At 48.4% G+C, this 21,561-nt stretch carries 13 protein-coding genes; 10 read left to right on the top strand and 3 right to left on the bottom strand.

Annotation, left to right across the window (positions count from 1 at the left end; translation table 11 throughout):
* The first annotated feature begins 149 nt into the window (after nucleotides 1-149).
* Complete coding sequence (locus MUK70_RS05430) at nucleotides 150-4,172, top strand: hybrid sensor histidine kinase/response regulator transcription factor (RefSeq protein ID WP_234658290.1); 4,023 nt, start codon at nucleotides 150-152, stop codon at nucleotides 4,170-4,172.
* A gap of 20 nt (nucleotides 4,173-4,192) precedes the next feature.
* Here the strand turns inward: MUK70_RS05430 and MUK70_RS05435 are convergent, their stop codons facing one another.
* Complete coding sequence (locus MUK70_RS05435) at nucleotides 4,193-5,467, bottom strand: dipeptidase (protein ID WP_234658289.1); 1,275 nt, start codon at nucleotides 5,465-5,467, stop codon at nucleotides 4,193-4,195.
* Between the two features lie 143 nt (nucleotides 5,468-5,610).
* Nucleotides 5,611-6,915 carry a hypothetical protein gene (locus MUK70_RS05440; protein ID WP_234658288.1) on the bottom strand — a complete coding sequence of 435 codons (1,305 nt, stop codon included), beginning with the start codon at nucleotides 6,913-6,915 and terminating at the stop codon, nucleotides 5,611-5,613.
* Nucleotides 6,916-7,092: 177 nt separating this feature from the next.
* Here MUK70_RS05440 and MUK70_RS05445 point away from each other — a divergent pair, with 177 nt between their 5' ends.
* The 5 genes from MUK70_RS05445 to MUK70_RS05465 all read left to right on the top strand — a co-directional run bounded on the left by MUK70_RS05445 (nucleotide 7,093) and on the right by MUK70_RS05465 (nucleotide 12,851).
* Nucleotides 7,093-7,644 (top strand): hypothetical protein, encoded by a 552-nt coding sequence (locus MUK70_RS05445; protein WP_234604391.1) that lies wholly within the window; start codon nucleotides 7,093-7,095, stop codon nucleotides 7,642-7,644.
* Between the two features lie 60 nt (nucleotides 7,645-7,704).
* A complete protein-coding gene (locus MUK70_RS05450) occupies nucleotides 7,705-8,082 on the top strand; it encodes a hypothetical protein (protein WP_234658287.1) in 378 nt (125 codons plus the stop codon).
* A gap of 169 nt (nucleotides 8,083-8,251) precedes the next feature.
* Nucleotides 8,252-10,588 (top strand): TonB-dependent receptor, encoded by a 2,337-nt coding sequence (locus MUK70_RS05455; RefSeq protein ID WP_234658286.1) that lies wholly within the window; start codon nucleotides 8,252-8,254, stop codon nucleotides 10,586-10,588.
* A 30-nt stretch (nucleotides 10,589-10,618) separates the two neighbouring features.
* Nucleotides 10,619-11,749 (top strand): PepSY-associated TM helix domain-containing protein, encoded by a 1,131-nt coding sequence (locus tag MUK70_RS05460; protein WP_234658285.1) that lies wholly within the window; start codon nucleotides 10,619-10,621, stop codon nucleotides 11,747-11,749.
* A 28-nt stretch (nucleotides 11,750-11,777) separates the two neighbouring features.
* Nucleotides 11,778-12,851 (top strand): NAD(P)-dependent alcohol dehydrogenase, encoded by a 1,074-nt coding sequence (locus MUK70_RS05465; RefSeq protein ID WP_234658284.1) that lies wholly within the window; start codon nucleotides 11,778-11,780, stop codon nucleotides 12,849-12,851.
* Nucleotides 12,852-12,956: 105 nt separating this feature from the next.
* Here the strand turns inward: MUK70_RS05465 and MUK70_RS05470 are convergent, their stop codons facing one another.
* On the bottom strand, nucleotides 12,957-14,546 hold the full coding sequence (locus tag MUK70_RS05470) for an FAD-dependent oxidoreductase (protein ID WP_234658282.1): 1,590 nt from the start codon (nucleotides 14,544-14,546) through the stop codon (nucleotides 12,957-12,959).
* Between the two features lie 161 nt (nucleotides 14,547-14,707).
* On the opposite strand from MUK70_RS05470, the gene MUK70_RS05475 reads away from it, so the two are divergent.
* The 4 genes from MUK70_RS05475 to MUK70_RS05490 all read left to right on the top strand — a co-directional run bounded on the left by MUK70_RS05475 (nucleotide 14,708) and on the right by MUK70_RS05490 (nucleotide 21,557).
* A complete protein-coding gene (locus MUK70_RS05475) occupies nucleotides 14,708-15,946 on the top strand; it encodes a PQQ-dependent sugar dehydrogenase (protein WP_234658280.1) in 1,239 nt (412 codons plus the stop codon).
* A gap of 165 nt (nucleotides 15,947-16,111) precedes the next feature.
* Nucleotides 16,112-20,137, top strand: coding sequence for a hybrid sensor histidine kinase/response regulator transcription factor (locus MUK70_RS05480; protein ID WP_234658279.1), 4,026 nt, complete (start codon nucleotides 16,112-16,114; stop codon nucleotides 20,135-20,137).
* Between the two features lie 83 nt (nucleotides 20,138-20,220).
* Nucleotides 20,221-20,700 carry a hypothetical protein gene (locus tag MUK70_RS05485; protein WP_234658278.1) on the top strand — a complete coding sequence of 160 codons (480 nt, stop codon included), beginning with the start codon at nucleotides 20,221-20,223 and terminating at the stop codon, nucleotides 20,698-20,700.
* A gap of 44 nt (nucleotides 20,701-20,744) precedes the next feature.
* Entirely contained in the window at nucleotides 20,745-21,557 is an 813-nt protein-coding gene (locus MUK70_RS05490; RefSeq protein WP_234604403.1) for a class I SAM-dependent methyltransferase, read from the top strand.
* The last annotated feature ends 4 nt before the right edge of the window (nucleotides 21,558-21,561 follow it).

Genomic DNA, 21,561 nt, shown 5'->3' on the forward strand with positions numbered 1-21,561 from the left:
CGATTAATTTATTGGACTTATTTAAAGTGGTGCGAATTTCCTGCTTTGCTCATTAACGGAATGATCTGTGAGTCTCAATTTTAGATCAATTCGTCTCAACATGAAGTTTTATTAATTACCAATGATTTTACAGGGATATATTTATAAAAATGTTTGACGAAAAAGGGTCGGTTTCAAAGCTGACTTTGTTCGATGCCTGGGTGAAAAAGCTGCTCTCTACGTTCTGCTTCTTGTTTTTTTGTCTGGCCTGCCTGGGTCAGGAAGCGCCGTATTATTTCAAAAATTACAAAGTTTCGGATGGACTTTCTGGCAATGCAACGGGGGATATTATTCAGGATAAAAAAGGATTTATCTGGATCGCCAGCCGCAACGGGCTCAACCGGTTTGACGGAAATTCTTTTAAGATTTTCAGGAGCAAGGAGGGTGTTTCGACCAGCCTGGGAAGCAACTCCGTTTTTTCAATTTCCGAGGATGGTGACGAAAAACTTTGGATCGGGACGCATAAGGGCGTTTATATCTATAATCCTGTTTCAGACCAATTTTCTGTCTTCAAATTAATCCCGACCGGCGAAGTGCGGATGATCCGCGGCGATCAGGACGGCGGCATCTGGATCATTTCCGACAATCAACTTTACAGGTTTGATTCCAAAAAAGGAAAAGTAACGGCGCTTCCCGATGCTGCCAACACCGTCGCCGTTCACGTCGCGGCCAGCGGAATGGTTTGGGCCACATTCAGCAACGGGGTGATCCGGCGCTATCATCCTGCGTTGGGCACGGTGGCCAGATATGACCTTTCAGGCCGTGTGAATGAGATTTTTTCAAACATGCGCCTGCATGCAGTTTCTGATTCCACGCTGCTGGTCGGGAATATGAAAACGCTGCTGCTTTTCAATTACAACACGGGAAATATTACAGACATTTCAAAGCAGACAGCTCAGAACCAGGACATTTACATTCACACTTTTTTCCAAAATGGCAAAGACGAATACTGGCTGGGTTCTGAGTCAGGACTCTTCATTCTGGATTTGAAAAAGAAGCAAATGAAGCAGATCGTGAAGGAGAAATACAACCCTTACTCCATCACGGACAACATTATCAACGCCATTTTCAAGGATCGCGAAGGAGGGATCTGGATCAGCACGCAGTTTGGCGGCGTCAATTATTACTCTGCTGAATTCAACCGTTTTCAAAAATATTTCCCCCAGCCGGGCAACAGCATCAGCGGGAATCTGATCCACGAAATTGTGAAGGACAAATACGGTAAACTCTGGATAGGAACCGAAGATGCGGGTCTCAACCAACTGGACTTGCAAACAGGAACATTCCGATCGTTTCTTCCTGATGGCAAAAAAGGAAGCATTGCGTATCGAAACCTGCACGGATTGGTCGCTGACGGAGATGAGTTATGGATCGGGACTTACGAGCATGGACTGGATGTGATGGATCTGAAAACCAATAAAGTGATCCGCCATTACACCACGAGTTTGCCCAATACTTTCGGCAGCAATTTTGTAGTGACGCTTTATAAAACCAGCGCCAACGAAATCCTCGTCGGGACGTGGTCGGGCTTATTTAAATACAATCGCAGCACGGACGATTTTACACCGATGACCTTTGTGAATACGCAGGTGCAAAGCATTCATGAGGACAAAGAAGGCACGCTATGGGTGGCGAGTTACGGTGGCGGAATTTTTTATTCTAATCCCAAAACAGGGAAAAAGGGCAGGATACAATATGACGCCAGCAAAAAGGGCGGGCTGCTGGATAATTACATTAACAGCCTTTACCAAAGCAAAGACGGCGATTTCTGGTTCTGCACCGAGCACGGACTTTCCCGTTATAATGCAGTAACGCAGCAATTTAAAAACTACCGCATTGAAGACGGACTGCCCGATAATCAGGTTTTCCGGGTTGTGGAAGACGATATGCGCAACTTCTGGATTTCCACCTCTCGGGGCCTGTCGATGCTGAATTCCAAAACGGGGAAATTCACCAATTACAATGAAGCTAATGGTTTGCCGAGCGAACAGTTTAACTATAACTCTTCCTTCAAAAACGACGACGGGACGCTGTTTTTTGGCACAGTAGCAGGGTTGATCAGCTTTAAACCGGGTTTATTTTACAAAAATACTTATGTTCCACCGGTGTATGTGACGGGCATTCAGGCCAATAATCAGGAACTGCGCATTGGCGGGAAAGACTCGCCCCTCACCAAATCGCCGGTTTATACCAATTGGATCAAGCTGCCTTACGACCGATCAAGTCTGAGTTTCGATGTGGCTGCGCTCAGCTTCGTCATCCCAGAAATGAATAGTTATCAATACAAAATGGAGGGGCTTGAACCGCAGTGGTTTACATTGAGCAACAGTAGAAAAATCTCTTTTTCAAAACTCCCGCCGGGTCATTATGTGTTAAGGATTAAGGGGTCGAACAACGATCAGGTGTGGAATGACCGTGAAACGAGGCTGAACATTGATATTCTGCCACCCTGGTGGGCTACGGGCTGGGCTTATATGCTTTACAGCACCATTGTGGCCGCCATCGGGATTACGGTTTTCCGCTATTATCACCTGGCGATGGGCGAGAAGAACAAGCGCGAAATTGAAGCCATTGAAATTGGCAAGGAGCGTGAGATCTATAATGCCAAAATCGACTTTTTTACCAACGTTGCCCACGAAATCCGAACGCCGCTGACGCTCATCAAAATGCCGCTCGACAAGCTGCTGGCTGACGAAAAGGCCGATGCCGAAACATTTGAGAACCTGACTATGATTAATAAGAACGCCAACCGCCTCATTGACCTGACCAACCAGCTGCTCGATTTCAGGAAAGCGGAGGCGAATAATTTCAGTTTGAATTTTACCAAAACAGACATTAATGAGCTGCTAAGCGACGTATTTTCTACATTCCGGCCGGCTGCGGAGCAAAAAAACCTGAATTATAAAATTGAGCTGCCCAGGATCACATTGCACGCTTACGTGGACATTGAAGCCTGCAAAAAGATCATTAGTAACCTGATCAACAATGCGATCAAATATGCGGACAATGCCGTAAAGGTGAAACTTTTGCCTTTCAGTAGCGATGATCTGCTTTTTTATATTGAGTTCACCAATGACGGCCTGATCATTGGCGACGAGGAAAAGGACAAGATTTTCGAGCCGTTTTACCGCGTTGCCGCCAGCCAGAAACAGGAGGGGACAGGCATCGGCCTTCCGCTCGCGCGCTCGCTTGCCGAGCTGCATAAAGGCAGTCTTGAACTGAAACACCGGGACGAACAAACAAATACATTCCTGCTTTCACTGCCCATTCACCAGGACTATGAAATGGATCTGAAAGGGGATACAGGCGAAGTTCCACCCGATTTTCTGCTGAATAGCGAGCAAAGTCAAGCACCCGACCCAGCCAAACCAGTGATCCTGATCGTGGAGGATAATGTGGAGATCCTGACTTACCTGAGCCGGGAACTGAGCAGTGCTTACAATGTGATGCGCGCTTTGGACGGGCAACAGGCGGTTGAAATTTTGCAGCATGAAAATGTTCATCTGGTGATCAGCGACATTATGATGCCTGTAATGGATGGGATCCAGCTTTGCAGAAAAATGAAAAACGACGTGCAGTTCAGCCACATTCCGATCATTCTGTTAACCGCGAAAAACTCCATCAATTCCAAAATCGAAGGCCTGGAAGTGGGTGCGGATGCCTACATTGAAAAGCCGTTTTCACTGGATCACCTGGCCGCACAGATCACAAACCTGATCAACAACCGCAACATTATCAAGGAATATTTCGCGCGTTCGCCGCTGACCCATATCCGGGGCATTGCGTTTACGACGGCGGATAAGCAGTTTTTAGAGCAACTTAATGCTATCATTTTAAGGCGAATTGCAGACAGTAACCTGGATGTTGACCTGCTGTCGTCCTTAATGAACATGAGCCGCCCCACATTGTATCGCAAGATCAAAGGCATTTCGGATATGACGCCGAATGAACTGATCAATCTTTCACGCCTGAAAAGAGCCGCTGAAATGCTTGCTGAGAACAAATACAAGATCAATGAAGTCGCCGATATGGTCGGTTACAGCATTCCGACCAACTTTTCCAGGGATTTTCAAAAGCAGTTTGGCATTAGCCCTTCCAATTATGTACAGGAATTGCGCGGAAAGACAATATAAGTTTTTGTCGGCAATGAAGCTCACTTCCCTTCCGTCACCTGCCGGATCACACGGAGCCAGTTCAGGCCCAGGATTTTCTTGATGCGCTGATCTGTATAGCCGAGCTTTTGCATCGACATGGTAATCTGGGGAAAGTCACTGATGTCTTTGATTTCTCGCGGCAATTCGGGCCCGCCGTCCAGATCCGAACCCAATGCAATATGGTCTTCACCCACGAGTTTCACGCCGTAATCGATGACATTGGCCAGCTGATCCACATGCATCCAGTATTCGTCGGGAATGGTGCCGTTAAAGGTGAATGGCAGCTCGCGCGCAAACTCTTTGTCCACATCCTCAATGGTTTGCGTGGTAATCTGGGAAGTGAGAATCCGCGGTGTTTTGGGCTGGGGGCTGGGCTGCACCCGTATGGGATTGTTGGGTTTTTGCCAGGCCCAGTATTTGGGGTTGTTGAAAAGGCTGCCGAAATGCACGCCGATCACGCCTCCCTTGGAAGCGATTGCTTTGGCAGCTTCGTCCGTAATGCAGCGGGGATGGTCCACAATTTTGTGAAAGCCGCCGTGGCTGTAAATGACCGGGTGGCGGCTGGCGGCAACCGACTGCAAAATAGCATCATTAGACGCATGGGCCACGTTAATCACCATGCCCAGGTCGTTCATTTCCTTGATTACCGCTTTTCCGTGCTCATTAATGCCGCCCCAGGTATACACATCATTGCAGGCATCGATAAATGCATTAGTGGTGCTGTGCGCGGTCAGTTGCATGGACCGCAGGCCCAGCTTGTAAAGCGAGCGAAGCAAATCCAGATCACCATAAAGGTCGTAACCGCCTTCCAGATCCAGGAAAGCAGCCATTTTGCCTTTTTTATTAATTCGTTCAATGTCGGAAGCCGTGAGTGCCAGCTCGATGACCGCATTATTCTTTTTAATCTGGTCCAGCGCTAGATTGACAACACGAAATGTATTTTTCGTCTCAAACCTGCCGGGATAGTAGTTTTCAGGCGTATAAACCGAGAAGAACATCGCATCCAATCCGCCCTCTTTTGCCCGGGGAAGATCCACCGTTCCATCCTGATAACGCTGCCCGATATCCGTTTTCAGCACCAGCTCCCGACTCATCACGTGCGTATGCCCATCCATCACAAACGCATCCCGGTGCAGGTCGGGCATAGGGATGCCTTGCGTAGTCAGGGGATGGTTCTTCCCAACTATCGCGGCGGAAGTAAGGGGCTTTTTGGAAATAATATTACCGGCTACCGGCAAAAGGGTTAAGGATTTTATAACATCTCTGCGTTTCATTCGCTATTTGTCGTCGTAATGATCTTTGGAAAAAAATAATATCTGCTGTGTAGTGTGGTCAGCAATCGGTATAGAAGCCTAAATTAAAGATTTCCAGGCAATTCAACATTCCAAGCACCACTCCCCCTTATTCGAAAGTTAGGTTACTCATCGAACCCCCGTATATAGGGCTTATTCGGCGGACGCTCGCCGGTGCTGAACTGGGCGCCCCGGGTTGAGCGGTATTTCATGTTCATGAAGGGTGTTTCAATGCGGCGTCCGACGGGCGAGTAACGGCCATTTTCCCAGTTGGATTCCATGTTGTACGCGGTGATACCGGTGGACAAAAGCAGTCGCTCTGCGTTGAATGGCTCTTTTCCGGACACCATTGTTTCGGTGATCCAATGGGGCTGGGCATTGGATGCGTGGTATTGTGAGAAAGGGCCCGGCCAATCAAGCATGGAGATGATCGTCGCGTCATTACGCCCTTCGATTTCACAAGCGTAGGTCCAGCCAACACCCTGAGCAGAGTATATAGCCGCTTTTGTGCCATCATTATATTCAACAATACAGACATTAGGTTTCCCAATTTCCTGAAAGTGCGCCGGTTTCAATTCAAACTTGATCCTTACGGCTTCCAGCAGCCTTGCCGCCCATGGATTTTGCTCCGTCCACTTCCAGGTTTCAGGCCCGCGGATACTTTGCACGGATCTGACGCCCGTTTCTCCTCCTTTTCGACGTTCCACAAATGCTTGCAGCACATCAACACAATGGAAAAGGGCACCTTCATCCGGGGCACCGCCTACCACAATGGAATTTTTCAGTGGCGTATCCACGTCCAGTTCCATCTCAGGCTTGCGGAAATATACAGGTATGGAAGAGCCGCCAGTCAGAGGAAAGTTCAGTTCACGGGATTTGTCAAACATCCATTTGGCTTCGTTCCAGTCGTAGGAAAGATGCTTATCATTAAAAACGGGCACCGAACGCTTACTTTGCTCGAAAACCCTGATCACTTTTTCATATATCCACCAGCGCGGCAACAGCCATTGTCCTTTCAGGTTTGTCGGGTATTCTCCATGTTCTCCCACGATGACAACCCCATCCACGGCAAGTTCCTTACCACCGAGTGTAACGGCCTCACCAACTGTTTTGAAGATGGAGATGTTCTTGGCCTTGCATATTTTCTGGCCTAGCAAGCTGGTTTCGAGTTGATGAATGTAAACAGAAACTACATCCACCCGCGAAGGCGTATGTGCGCCCTGCCACCAGTAACCGTCCAGCAATTTTGTAATGATCCAGTCGGCATGCGATCTTGTTGCGCCCCAGTAGGTTACCAGGCAGGCGATCCGCGGCCTTTTTGCCTGGGTTTGAGGGCCTGCGCCGGATGCGGTGCTTGCCAATACTGCCAAACCGGCCATGCCAGTTGCGCCCAGCATTTCCCGTCGGGTTAAGGTTAGGTTTAAGTCCATTTTTGAGTGGTTAGGAATAGGTTGCTGCCTGTTCTGCAAGGTAATGATTGTTATAATCTAGCGTAACATCCAGTAAGTTTTTTTGCGCGCGTTTCCCGGCTTTCACATGCTTTCTGCTTTTGGTATGGTTTTTAGAGTGAGGGAGACAAATCATCACAACATTAAAACCGTTTTCTTATGAAAAAGACAATAAATCTGGCCATTGCGGCAATGCTTTGCGCTGCCACAGTAACCTACGCGCAAACCACATCCACTTCTGGTAAGGACGATAAGCAGGACAAAAACGCGCAGGGAAGTCAGGCCGCGAGTGCAGGCAAGTCAACGAAGGGCTCAGCAGCCGCCAATGCAGGAACAGCCGCCAGCGCAGGAGCAGGCGCCAATACAGGAACAGGCGCCAGTGCCGGAGCTGCCTCCGGAACAGGAACAGCTGCCAGCGCCGGGGAAAACCGCGCCAGAAAGAGCACAGCAGGAGATGGAAGTACACGTCCGGGAGGGGCCGAGCATAAAAATGCAAATGATGTCGGGCGCTACTCCGACACAGAAAGCGCGGATCCAAAGTCCTTTAATTCCAAGGAAGCGATTGCAAAACGCAAGAAAAATCTAACAGAGTCGGATACCACGGTTAAGAAAGGAAGTGGCTCTGCGGAGAGAAATACCAAAAATCATACGGGTAAAACGGGCAACTATCAAAACCGTGATGCCAAGCAGTCTGTAAAGAGCCGTCCCTGATGGTGATATTAAAAAAGGTTGCGTGAAGCAACCTTTTTAATATATTTGCCCCGCAATCTGATGCGTACAATTATAGTCTACATATGGCTTGTCACCACCATCCTGCCGACTTTCAGTCAGTGGGGAATGATTGCATATTATCAGATCAATAAAGAATATATCACGCGCGTCCTCTGCGAAAACCGCGACAAACCCCAGCTGCATTGTAATGGTAAATGTTATCTTGCCAAAAAGCTGAAAGCGCAGCAGGAAAAGCAGGATAAGCAAACCAGTGACCGTGTCCAGAACACTCCTGTTCTTCAATTGTTTGCTTTAACAATCACCTCTTTCGAGTTTCTAGCCTCACATTTTCCGCTTTCTCAGGAGCATCATTTTCCTTATCATCTTGCCTCATATCAGGCACCGCTTTCCATTCTCGTTCCGCCTCCCTGTATATAAGCAGGCTTCGCGTTAGCAACACGCATTTTTTCAGCCGGTGAACTTCCAGTCATCCGGATCATCATTTTTTCACTTCCAAGATATTCATGCGCTCATTCCGTAACCGGAATGCAGGGCTGCTATAATTTATATCCTAATGCACATTAAAAATCTATTGCTGTTATTTTTTATGACAGCTATTTCTATTCATGCTTTCTCCCAGTCTCAATCCGGCGCTGTAAACGGCCGGATTATCAATGCAGAGCGGGAGGCCATTGCGGGCGCATCCGTTACATTGCAGAACACAGATCTTGGCACGATTACCGATGCGAACGGGCAATTCAGTCTGACGGGCATTGCACCGGGATCGTATATTCTGTCAATTTCTAACATTGGCTACACAGCTTATACCCAAAGTCTTCGTATCGCCAAAGGGAAAAACCCGTTTCTGAACCTGCAACTTTCTGAGAGCAGGCAGGAGTTGGCAGAAGTTGTGGTCAGTACGGCCAAGACACGGTATCAGGTTGTAACCTCCAATGCATCAACGCGCTCCGGTACACCCTTGCTTTCTACGCCGCAATCGGTCCAGGTTATGTCTTCCGCCGTTCTGCGCGACCGCCAGGCTTTCACGTTGAACGAAATTGCGGGTTCGTTTACAGGCATGAAAGCCAATAATGGAAATGGTAATTTCCAGATCCGCGGTTTTACAGCTTACTCACCCAATGATGCCAGCTTTTTGCTTTATAACGGGATCCGTGGAAACCTGTTTCTTTGGAGTCAGCAGCCTTTGCTGTATAACATCGAATCGGTTGAATTGCTGCGGGGCCCGTCAGGGGCTTTGTTTAGTGAAGGTTCGCCGGGTGGTGTGGTCAATTTTGTTACCAAAAAACCTTTGTCCGGGAAGCAGGCGAGCGTCGATTTGTCGCTGGGCAGCTGGGGTTTCGGCCGGGCATCCGTCGATTTCACAGGGCCGGTCGGTGGTCAGAAGAAGCTTTTGTACCGTGCCATTGCGGGATATGACCGGTCGGAGAGTTTCAGGGATTATCAGAAAAAACAAAACGTTTTTATAGCGCCGTCGCTGACATATCTTTTTAACAGAGGGACTTCCTTAAATCTTGAATTGAATTACGCTTATCAGAAAGCAGTCCAACAGTACGACAATGGAAGCTTCATTTATTCCCGGGCAGACGGCAGTTTCGACTTCGATTATTATCCCAACAACCTGACGATCCAAAGTCCCACGGATTATGGCAAAACGCATAATGCTTCGGCCACATTGACCTTCGACCATCAGTTCAACGATAATTTGAAACTCACGATCGTGGAACGGGCGGTGCGCAATAAGCTGGACTTCACAGACCATATTCCCGTGGGGCGGATCAGGAATGATAGCATCAGTCGGGCATACCAGGATTGGCTGACGGACAGGTTTAGTCTGCAGACAACCGCTTTCGCAACATATACTACAAAAACAGGCTCGGTTGGACATCAGATCATTGTGGGAACCGACTATAACCGTTATGGCTGGACTCAAAATGATTATCAATACAAGCCGTCGACGAGGATATCTATTTTCAATCCAGATTACACGGGCAGTGTGCCGGATGCTTCCATTCCTGCCGAAGAATCGGATGATAACAAGCGTGTTACAAATTTGATAGGTGCTTACATTCAGGATCAGGTGAGTGTCGGTAAGCAACTCAAAGTGCTGCTATCTTTGCGCTATGACAACTATAACGGCAAGGAAACGCCGTTATCCGATCGGGATAATAAGCAGGGCGACGAGCTGCAAGCCTCGGGCTGGATTCCCAGGATAGGACTCGTGTATTTGCCGGTAAAGAATGTGTCCGTTTACGGTACATATCTAAAATCATTTAATCCCCAGACTTCCAACAACGTGCTTGCCGGCGGCCCGTTTCCAACCCGCAAAGCGACTCAGTATGAAGTAGGTTCCAAAGCCGACCTGTTCAGTAATCGTTTATCAGCCACATTATCTTTATATCAAATCAATTATGCGAACATACTGACGGCGGCCCCCACAGAGGAAAATTCACACAGGCAGGCTGCCATCGATGGGACACGAAGCAGGGGCGGGGAATTTTCTGTAACCGGCAATCTGAATGCGCTGAGCATCATTGCGGGATATGCATTCAACGAGCATGTGCTGATCAGCACGAGTACATATGGAAAAAAAGGCGACCGCTTCGCGAATGCACCAAAGCATCAGCTCAACTTCTGGGGCAAATATGCGCTTCCTTTCCAAGTGCTTAAGGGAGTCGGCATCGCCGCAGGCGTCCGCTATGTGAGTGATCAGGTTGGTTTATTAAGCAACCAAAAGTTTCTTTTTCCATCTTATACGGTTATGGATGCGGCGTTATCTTACCAGCGTAACCGGTTTCAGGTGCAGGTGAATGCTTATAACCTGGCCGACAGGCACTATTTTACGGGAAGCCGTTCGGGAGTGACTTTGGCAGGATTGGGCGATCCGTTTAATGTGCGGTTAGGGGTCAGTTATCAACTCTGGTAATTCAATTTCAATTAATTATCAGGTTGTTATATGAAAAAAAATTCGTTACACCGTAGCCTTTTCAAGTTGCACAGCTGGCTGGGGCTTTTTACGGGCATATTCCTGATCCTTCTCGGGCTGAGCGGCTCCGTTCTGGTTTTCAGGACGGAGCTGGACCATTTCTTCAACCGGGACCTGCTCCATGTTTCTTCCGAAAATCCCCTTCCGAATGACGCGTTAAAGCGTTGCTACGATCAGATTACAAGCCGATATCCCAATCTGGATGGCATTGCCTGGGTCAATCCCGATGACGGGCCGGATGAGGCTTATAATTTTAGAATGTATTTCAACGACACCCGTTTGATGACATATGATCTGGCGCTGATCTCCTTCAATCCTTACACGGGTGCCATCCTACGCGAGGGACCTGCGACCCAGTTTACGCCCAGCTTCATTGAATGGCTGTTCCAGTTTCATTTCAGCTTTCAACTGGGCATGCCGGGTGCTGCATTAACGGCCATTTTTGGCATTACCATGTTGTTTTCGCTGCTTTCTGGTGCGGTTGTGTATCGGAAAATGTTGTGGAAAGTCGTGACATTCAAAGCAAATATCAATCGTAAGAACTGGCGGACTATCAGCTCGGACCTGCACCGGATCATTGGTGTGTGGTCTTTGGTTTTAAATGCCGTAATTTTCTTTACCGGATTTTGGATGAACCTGTTTGCCTTCAAACCTAAAACGTGGCAGAACGAGCGGGTCGCCACGAAACCAAACACACACATTGCCATCTCGCCCGACGAGATGTATGCGAAGGCGCTCGCGGCCATGCCGGATTTGGAACCTACGTCTGTATATTTGCCCACGCAACCTGAGCGCAGGTTTGAGGTCAGAGGTTATACCAAAGGTCAGCCTAAACTATGGGGCATCGGAAATGCTGTGCGGATGGATCAGCAAACCGGGGACCTTATTGAAATCAGCCGGTTGAGCGAAAAGCCGCTTGGAGAACGTGTGGAAGCAACTTTCTTCCCCTTACACGTGGGTAATTTTGGCGGGCTTGCGGTCAAAATGCTATATGTTCTCATTGGGCTAACGCCCGGACTTTTAGCCATTACCGGTTTTTTGCTCTGGTGGAGAGGGGTGAAGAAGCCGCAGACGCGTCTCGGTGACCGGGCAAACCGGTGAAGGAACAATTTTAATATTCAGGAAAGATATGATAGAAAGCAGCAACATTAAGGCTTACGGCACGGAAGCGGCTGACGCCCCATTGAACCAACTGGGTATTAATCGCAGAAAACCCACTGCGCACGATGTAGAAATCGACATTCTCTATTGCGGAGTCTGCCACTCTGATTTGCATACAGCAAAAAATGAATGGCACGGCACCCAGTATCCCTGCGTACCGGGGCACGAGATCGTGGGCAAAATTGTCCGCGTTGGTGACCATGTGAGTAAATTTAAAGTAGGCGATCTGGTAGGCGTGGGCTGCCTTGTGGATTCCTGCCGCGAATGCCAGTATTGCCAGGATGGCTTGGAGCAGTTTTGTGAACCGGGCTCGACCCAAACCTATAATTCGCCGGACAAGTATCTGGATACGCCCACATTTGGAGGCTATTCGGAAAGTGTGGTTGTGGATGAAAACTTCGTGTTACGCATTCCCGAGAACCTTGATCCTGCCGCAACAGCGCCTCTATTGTGTGCTGGCATTACCACATACTCACCGTTAAGGCACTGGAATGTTGGTCCGGGCAAAAAGATCGGGGTTGTGGGCATTGGCGGACTCGGGCATATGGGCATTAAAATCGCAAAAGCCATGGGTGCGGAAGTGGTTGCCTTTACCACGTCGGAATCCAAATTCGGAGAAGCAAAGCGGCTGGGTGCTGATGAAGTCGTGTTGTCCAGGGACGAGGAGCAAATGGCTGCTTACCGCGGCAAACTTCACTTTATTCTGGATGCAGTTTCGGCAGAGCACGACATCAATGCTTATCTGAACCTGCTTCGCGTAGATGGCTCGCTGGCATTGGTAGGCGCTCCCGAACATCCGCTGCCCGTTGCCGCGTTTAGTGTGATCATGGGACGTAAAAGCTTTGCCGGCTCCATGATCGGCGGCATTGCAGAAACACAGGAAATGCTGGACTTTTGCGGAGAACACAACATAGTAGCCGACATAGAAATGATTGATATGCAATACATTAACGACGCTTATGAACGCCTGCTGAAAGGCGACGTGAAATATCGTTTTGTAATTGACATGGCATCGCTTAAAGGCAATCGTCAGGCGGTTTAACACATTTTAGTTTGCCAGTCAAAACTAAGACAAACAAAAAAAGGCCATTCAATGGCCTTTTTTTATACACTTACGGGCAACATTAACATTCCGATGACGACGCGATTATGCCTGAGGACCGATGTTTACCTTTTCTAAATCCGCTCTTGCCGGGCCGGTCAGTACAACCCCTTCGGTGTCAAAACGTGCACCATGGCATGGGCAATCCCAGGTTTTTTCTGAATTATTCCAGTTAACAATGCATTTTGTATGCGTGCATACCGGGTTCAACGCGTGAATCTTTCCGTGCGGATCCTTGTAAATCGCCAATTTCTGGTCTTTGTACGTCACGATTTCTCCTGAGCCCACAGGGATTTCCGACACAGATTCTATCTCTTCAAGCCCAAAACGGTCGCCAATAAAGCGGCCTATCACATCAGCATTTTCCTTTATTGTCTCCATGAAACCGGCAATTGGTTTAACACGGCCGGGGTTGAACAAGCTTTCATAGGTGCTTTGCCCTTTTAATATCAGATCGCTGAGCACTATTGCAGATACTGTGCCCAAGATCATTCCGTTACCATTGAAGCCCGTTGCGGTGTAAATGCCATTGGAAGCGCCGGGTAAATGGCCGATATAAGGCAGGCCATCGGCGGGAACATAATATTGCGCAGACCATTGCGAGTGAATGCTCTTAACTTCATAACACCGTTTGGTATAATTGATGAGATCTGTAAACGACTGCTGCGGATCTCCATGTCCTGTTTTATGATCGTGCCCGCCTGCTATCAGATATTTCTGTCCGTCTATTTCGTGCGTCCGAAAGTAGTGATATGGGTCTTGCATATCGTAAACCAGCGCATCGGGATAGTTATCATCATTCAGTAAAGCGGCTATTACGTAACTGCGGTAAGGCGCATTTCTGAAATGGAGGACATTAACGCCGCCGGGGGGAATATGTGTGGCGTACACCACTGCTTTTGCCTTGATTTGCCTCTCGCCGGATTTTGCAATATGAAAGTCATCCTGTGATTCAATTTCTTCGATCCGGGTGTTCTCAAGAACAATTCCACCAAGGTCGGTAAATTGCTTTTGAAGACCCGTGATATATTTCAGCGGATGGAATTGTGCCTGCTTATCAAAAACCACGGCCTTTTGATAAGGAACCGGCGCAGGCGCATGATCGGCTATTTCCGCGGTAACACCCACGCGTAATGCGCTTTCAAACAGGTCTTTAAGTTCGTCAACTTCCTTGTCCGTCTCGGCATAGACGTAAGCGTTTTGCCAGCGGAAATCACAATCCAGGTTATACGTCCTGACGTTTGCAGCGATTAGTGCTACGGATTCAGCGATCGATTCGGCAAATTGTTTTGCTGCCTGTTTATCAAAAGCCTTTTCCACTTCCGCAAATGTCGTATCTGCAAATGTGTTAATGTGCGCGGTTGTGCCGCCAGTCGTGCCATAGCCCGGGTTATGCGCTTCCGCAATGACACATTTATGCCCAGCCTTTTGTAGCAGCAATGCCGTTGTTATCCCAGTAATACCGGCACCGACAATCAGCGTATCATAAATAACGGAAGGGTCCAATGCTCCATTCCAGTTCTCTTTTACCGCGCTTTTTTGCCATAAACTTTCATTGTGACCATCGCGGCCAATGCTTACGGCCTGGCTGCCATCGTTATTTTCTCCTGGATTTTTGTTGATGATATTTTCCATATTCAATTATTTTTTAGGCTTCAAATTGAAATAAAATCATACCAAACCAATGTCCGGCGCGATTCTGCTGGTACCCGGCGGTTACGGGTATAGTTTTTATTCACAAAGGCGGCGCTTACGAGAACCAATTCATTTCATCAACTTACAAACACGTTTTTATTATGAAAAAAATTAACTCAGGTTTTTATCCTGTTTTTAAATCGCTGATTTTCAGTGCGGTTATGCTTACGCTCGCGGTGAGTTGCGGCGACGATGACAGCTTTTGGGATGCCATGGTTCCTGAAACAGACGAGGAGCCGACGACTACACAAGTGGAGGGCTATGTTTTTTATCCCGCTGTGCAACCTGCAACCGAGGCTAATGTTGCTCAACTGAAAGTACCCGCTGGTTTTACGGTAAATAAATTTGCAGAAGGTGTAGGCAAACCAAGAATCCTGGTGGTGAACAGCAACGGGAACGTTTATGCATCCGACCGTGAAGCCGGTGTCGTGGTAATGCTTACAGATGCAAACGGAGATGGGATTGCAGAAGACAAAAAGACCGTAGCAACCCTCAAACAAGTTCATGGCCTTACCATTTACAACGGGAAAATGTACATGGTTACGGTCAGGGAAGTTTACGAAGCGGCCATGAATGCTGACGGAACTCTGGGGCAGCCCAAAATGCTGATCAACGATTTGCCGGACGGCGGCCAGCACCCCAACCGTACCATTGCTTTCGGGCCTGATAAAAAAATGTATATCACTGTGGGCAGCACCTGCAACTCGTGCGTAGAGCCGAATCCTGAACTGGCGACCATTCTTCGCGCAGAAGAAGATGGCAGTAACCGTAAGATTTTTGCCAGCGGATTGAGAAACACCATTGGTTTTGGCTGGCACCCGGAAACCAGCGAGTTATGGGGAATGGATCACGGCATCGACTGGCTGGGTGATGACGAACAAAAGGAGGAAGTGAACCAGATCAAGCAGAATGCGCATTACGGCTGGCCTTACATTTATGGAGAAGGAAAATACAACCCGGGCACAAGGCCAACGGGCGACACGACTTATCAGCAGTATTTGAAAAAAACAACATTGCCGTCGCTCACCTACCAGGCACATGCTGCGCCGATGAGCATGGCTTTTTATACCGGATCCATGTTTCCGGGCGAGTATAAAAACGACGCCTTTGTGGCCATGCGCGGGTCCTGGAACAGAAGCTCACCTGTGGGTTACCGCATTGTGCGCATGCATTTTGAGAGCGGTAAGCCCGTTCGTTTTGAAGATTTTGTAACGGGTTTTATTGTAAATAACAACCGTGCGCATTTCGGGCGTCTGGTTGGCGTAGCCATGCACAAGGATGGCTCACTGCTTTTCTCAGATGACACGAATGGCGTGATCTACCGGGTTGCATACAAATAATGTAGTTGATTTTCAGATTAATTAAAAAGGCAACCGGTGAGCACTGGTTGCCTTTTTACTGTTCGGCCCGCCGCTCTTTATCCCGTTAACTAAATTACCCGGCAGAACGGCCTCGCGTGCATTGCACAAGCTTTGGAAAAGCGATATTTTTATTCCTTTTAAACCATGAAAAAACTCATCCTGCTTTTTGCTTTGGCATTGGGCCTGGACGTGGCGGCGCAAAAGCCGGAATCCCCGCTTGGTCGCATTTGGCAGCAGAGCCTTCCCTTTATTACCAACTACTCGACAGACGATTATAAGGCGGCGTTTCAAAACTGGGCATTGGTGCAGGGCAATAATGGCATGATGTATGCAGCTAACAATTCGGGCGTGCTTGAATTTGATGGCGGGTCCTGGCAGCTTATTCCCACTTCCGAGGGCAATCCGGTGCGGTCCATGGCAAAGGATTCGAAAGGGCGCATTTATGTGGGTGGGTCGGGGGAAGTGGGTTACCTGGTTGCCAACGGTCAGAATCGAACCGTTTTCCATTCCCTGAAGAACAGGCTCAACCGTGCAGACTGGAATTTCGGGAATGTATGGTTCACATTTGCCGATAAGGGCTCAGTTTATTTTGTTTGCGATTTCCATATTCTCGAACTGGTTAACGGCAATTTCAAAGTCTGGAAGAGCAGCATGGGTGCGCTGGGATTTGCATGGATGATTCGTGGAACATTGTATGTGAGCGCGAGCGAACACGGTCTTTTAAAGAAGGAAAAAGATTCGCTCAAAGTGGTTGCAGGCGGGAGTGCATTCAAAGGAATGGGGCTCACCTGCTTGCTGCCTTTCGAGGGAAATAAGATGCTGGCGGTGGGGCTCAGTAAGGAATTTTATATTTATGACGGGTCAAAACTGGAACCATTTATCAGGGACGGAAAAAGGGTGCGGATCAAAGACGCGGTTTATCATGGTTTGCAGCTGAGCAGCGGCGATTATGCGCTGGCGACCACGGGTTCGGGGTTTTATCTGATGGACAGGAATGGCACGATCCGTAACAACATTGGTCGCAAAGATGGTTTGACCAGCGATGCGGCTTATTCTGTTTTCGAGGATGCGGAGGGAGATGTTTGGCTGGCCACCGACAATGGGATCAGCCGTCTGGAAATCAATTCACCATTGCGGGTTTTGAATGAAAATCACGGGCTGGACGAAAACCCTATGGATATAGAGGTTTTTAACAATAAGCTTTTTACGACAAACAGCAAAGGGATCTTTGCGCTGAATGGAATTTCTCCCCAGGGTGTATCCAAACCTTTCTTCAAAAAGATCGAAGGGATCAACAATCTGACGATGCATTGCCAGGCCTTTGGTAATGAGCTCATTGTCTCTAACTACGACGGTGTTTTTGTGTTGGACAAAAATGGGAACCGGTCACAACTAGCCAAAGAAAATGTAGTGCGCGTGGAGGAAGCGCGATCCGCACAAATGCCCGGACATTTATTGGTCGGACTGGAAGGCAATGGGCTTACCGAGCTGATTTTTGATCATGGCAAATGGGTGCAGGGCGGGAGGCGCGATGACATGCAATTTTATTCCGAAAGCTTCGCACGCGCGGCAGACGGGACGATTTTTATCAACAGCCGAAGAAACGGCATCTACGAAATGGCCTGGCAAAGGCCTGAAACGATACATTCGCTCCGCAATACATTCAACCTCATTCACCACGGACCGGAAAATGGGCTTTCATCCAATAAAATCCGCTGGCTGGAAAGGGTAGGGAACACGGTTTACGCTTCCACCGACGAGGCAATGCACCGTTTCAATCCATCCAGGGGGGGGTTTGAAATTGATTCGGTGCTTACTGCCGGCATTGCGCCATATAAGACCGGGTGGATCAACGAGATCGTCGCGGGCCAGGATGGAACGATGTGGTTTACACTTTATCATCATTATCAAAGCCACGTTTTCGAATATGGGAAAAATGGTTTGCACAAATTGCCAGTTTCGGGCAGACTTTCCGATGCGCTGATCTCCAAAGTGCATGATAACGGGGACGGATTTTTGCTTTTCGGGTCCAACAAATGGATTGTGCTTTTTGATAGAAACATGAAGACGGGAGCCGCGAAACCATTTAAAACGCTCATCAGGCAAGTTTCAATCAACAAGGATTCTTTGATCAATTTCCGCGATGCGCAGTCACCGCCTCATATAGCTTACGGGCATCAGGGACTTCGCTTTCAGTTTGCACTGCCAAGCTACGACCTTTCGGCCAAGAACGAGTTTCAGTATTATCTCGAAGGTTTTCACGATGACTGGTCGGCCTGGTCGGGCGAATCGTTTGCAGATTTCACCAGTTTGCCGGAGGGGAATTACGTTTTCCGTGTGCGGGGAAGAGACGTATATGGACATCCGGGGGCGGAAGACAGACTTGCATTTGCCATCCTTCCACCCTGGTATCGCACCTGGTGGTCGTTTGCCATGTATGCGCTTTTGCTGGGCGGGCTGGCTGCCGTGCTGGTCCGGTTCAGGGAAAGAAAATTACAAAGGGAAAAGCTGATACTGGAAAATACTGTCCTTGAACGAACCGAGAAAATCATGCGGCAAAGCGAAGAACTGAAAGAAATGGACCGCATGAAGTCCCGGTTTTTTGCCAATATTTCACACGAGTTCCGCACACCATTAACGCTCATTCTGGCACCGTTGGAGGAGGAATTAAGCCAAAAGCCGCCAGCTGAACAAGGCAGGCTGCTCATCATGAAGCGGTATGCCAACCGGTTGCTGGAACTGGTAAATCAGCTCCTGAACTTGTCCAAGCTGGAAGCCGGCAAAATGGAATTACAGGTTCAGCAAGGCAATTTAAATCGGTTCCTGAACATTCTGTCGTCTTCTTTTGATTCACTCGCGCAGCATAAGGAGATCGTTTTTACAACAAAGATTGTGTTACCGGCGGGTGCATTTTGGTTTGATCCCGATAAGTTGGAAAAGATCGTAACCAACTTGCTTTCCAACGCATTTAAGTTTACATCGGCGGCCGGGTCTGTGACATTTGAAGCGCATATCGAGGAAAAAGAAGGTCTGCAAAATCTTAACATTGCCGTTTCGGACACTGGAAGAGGCATTGCCGGGGACGAACAGAAACAGGTTTTTGAATCTTTTTACCAGGCGCGGCAGACCGTTGAAAACCAGGATGGCGGCACGGGTTTGGGGTTAGCGCTCGTTAAAGAGCTCGTGCGGTTGCATAAGGGAAGCATCAGATTGCAAAGCGAGCCTGGCAGGGGTTCCGTCTTCTCAATAGAAATACCCGTTCAGAAAGAGGCTTACGAGACTGGCCAGCGCGTAGAAGATAGATACAATGAATATGAGATGCCAATTTCGCAAACTACTTCCGATGTTTTTACAAAACCTGAGATAAAACAAGCTGAGGAGGACGGCCTCAGTATGGAAAACAGGGAAACGTTGCTGATCGTGGAGGACAATGCCGGGCTGAGGGATTATATGGCGTCGCTGCTCGAAAAAGATTACATTATTTACCAGGCGCCTGATGGAGCGGAAGCGCTTGCTTGTGCGCGCAAAGTACTGCCGAGCCTGATTATCAGCGATCTGATGATGCCAAATATGAATGGCATGGAGCTCACCGCGAACATTAAATCCGACGAGCGCACAAGCCACATCCCGGTAATATTACTGACAGCAAAAAGTGGCCATGAATCGCGTATGGATGGCTTGAAAACAGGCGCGGATGATTATCTTACCAAACCATTTTCCGTTGAAGAGTTGACCGTTCGGGTTAAAAATCTGATTGATATCAGAAAAAAATTGGTTGACCGTTATCGGGAGCGCATTCGCGTACATGTGACTACGCCCGAAGAAATGTCGCTCGATGACAAATTTCTGATGCGGGCCAAAGAAATTGTGGAAGCAAATATGGAAGATGTGCTTTTCTCGGTTGAAAAATTGGCAGGGGAGATGAACCTGAGCCGTACACAGCTGTTGCGAAAGCTCAAAGCACTCACCGGACTGACGCCTAACGATTTTATCCGGGACCTGCGCCTGCAAAAAGCGGCGGAAATGATCCGCCAGAAAGCGGACACGATCACACAGATCGGCTATGCCGTTGGTTTTAATGATCAATCGTATTTCAGCAAGAGCTTCAAAAAGGAATTTGGCGAGACACCCACTGAATATGCTGCCAGAATATCGCAAAAGGACGCATAATTACCTGGATATGCTTCATAATTACAAGTCTCAGGCATCGATCTGACGCAACTTTGCAGCCTCAAACAAAACAACATTTAGCTATGAAAAATTTTCAATTGATGACAGTGCTGCTCGCGTTTTTACTTTCCTTATTGTTTTATGAAAGCATCGCGCAAAAAAATGATCTGGCCTACGCAGGTCAAACCGCTGTTCAACACGACGCCTTTCACGCAATTGCTTCTGCCAGTGCGGGCGCAAAAGCGAATCCACTGACCGCCCAATTTGCAGTGTTGCCCAAGATCACGGTGAAAGACGACGGGAAGGTGTTTGTGTACATTTTCAATCCCAATCGCATCGGCATTAATGTCTGCTTTTACGATGGCCGAGGGCATGCGCTACACCGTGATAAAACGGCTGCCAGGTATTACGGCAAGCTCCTGGATGTTTCGGAATTGGAGGCCGGCAGCTATGAGCTGACACTTCATTCGGGTAAAGTCTCCGCGCATTACACACTGGAAATTGCAGCGGAAGCACGTGAAATCAACATGAAGGGCAAGCCATATTTTGCGGTTAGTCAATAATAATAATGTCAAACCAGTATCTATTAACATAAACGAAAAATAAAATGAATGCAAACAAAGCACTTTGGGAAAAGGGTGATTTTACCCGCCTGGCAGCAACAATGCGTGAAAGCGGTTCTGCACTGGTAGCAAAGCTAGGAATTACAAAAGATCTGAAAGTTCTGGATCTGGGCTGTGGCGACGGAACGACGGCCATACCCGCTGCCAAACTTGGCGCGAATGTGGAAGGCGTAGACATTGCCAGGAACCTTGTCGAAGCCGGCAACGCTCGCGCCAGGGCAGAAGGATTGACAAACATTACATTCCGTGAAGGTGACGCAATCAGCCTGAGCGACATTCCAGACGCCAATTTTGATCTGGTAGTAAGCATTTTTGGGGCCATGTTTGCGCCGCAGCCATTTGATGTGGCCAAAGAGATGTTCCGTGTGACGCGCCCGGGCGGCAGGATCGTCATGGGCAACTGGATTCCCGGTGACCCAACGCTGGTCGCACAGATCCTGAAAGTGAGCTCGGCCTACACACCGGCACCGCCGGAAGGTTTTGTCAGCCCAATGCTTTGGGGAGTGGAAAGTCATGTTATCGATCGGTTCGTTGCAGCAGGCGCGAAGAAAGAAAGCATTTCCTTCGAGCGGGAAACATTTACATTTCAGGCGCCTTTCTCACCAGCTGTTTTTCTGGATACGTTCAGAGAATTCTACGGTCCCACGATGAATGCATTTGAAGCGGCCGGAAAAAACGGGAAAGATGCCGATTTGCAGCGTGAGTTGGAGACATTGTTCGAAAGTCAGAACCAAAGTCCGGACAGAAATGCAACTTCCATTCCCGCCACATTCCTTAAAGTGACGGTGTTGAAGTAAAAAA

It is taken from the genome of Dyadobacter chenwenxiniae (genome assembly GCF_022869785.1).
GTDB lineage: Bacteria > Bacteroidota > Bacteroidia > Cytophagales > Spirosomataceae > Dyadobacter > Dyadobacter chenwenxiniae.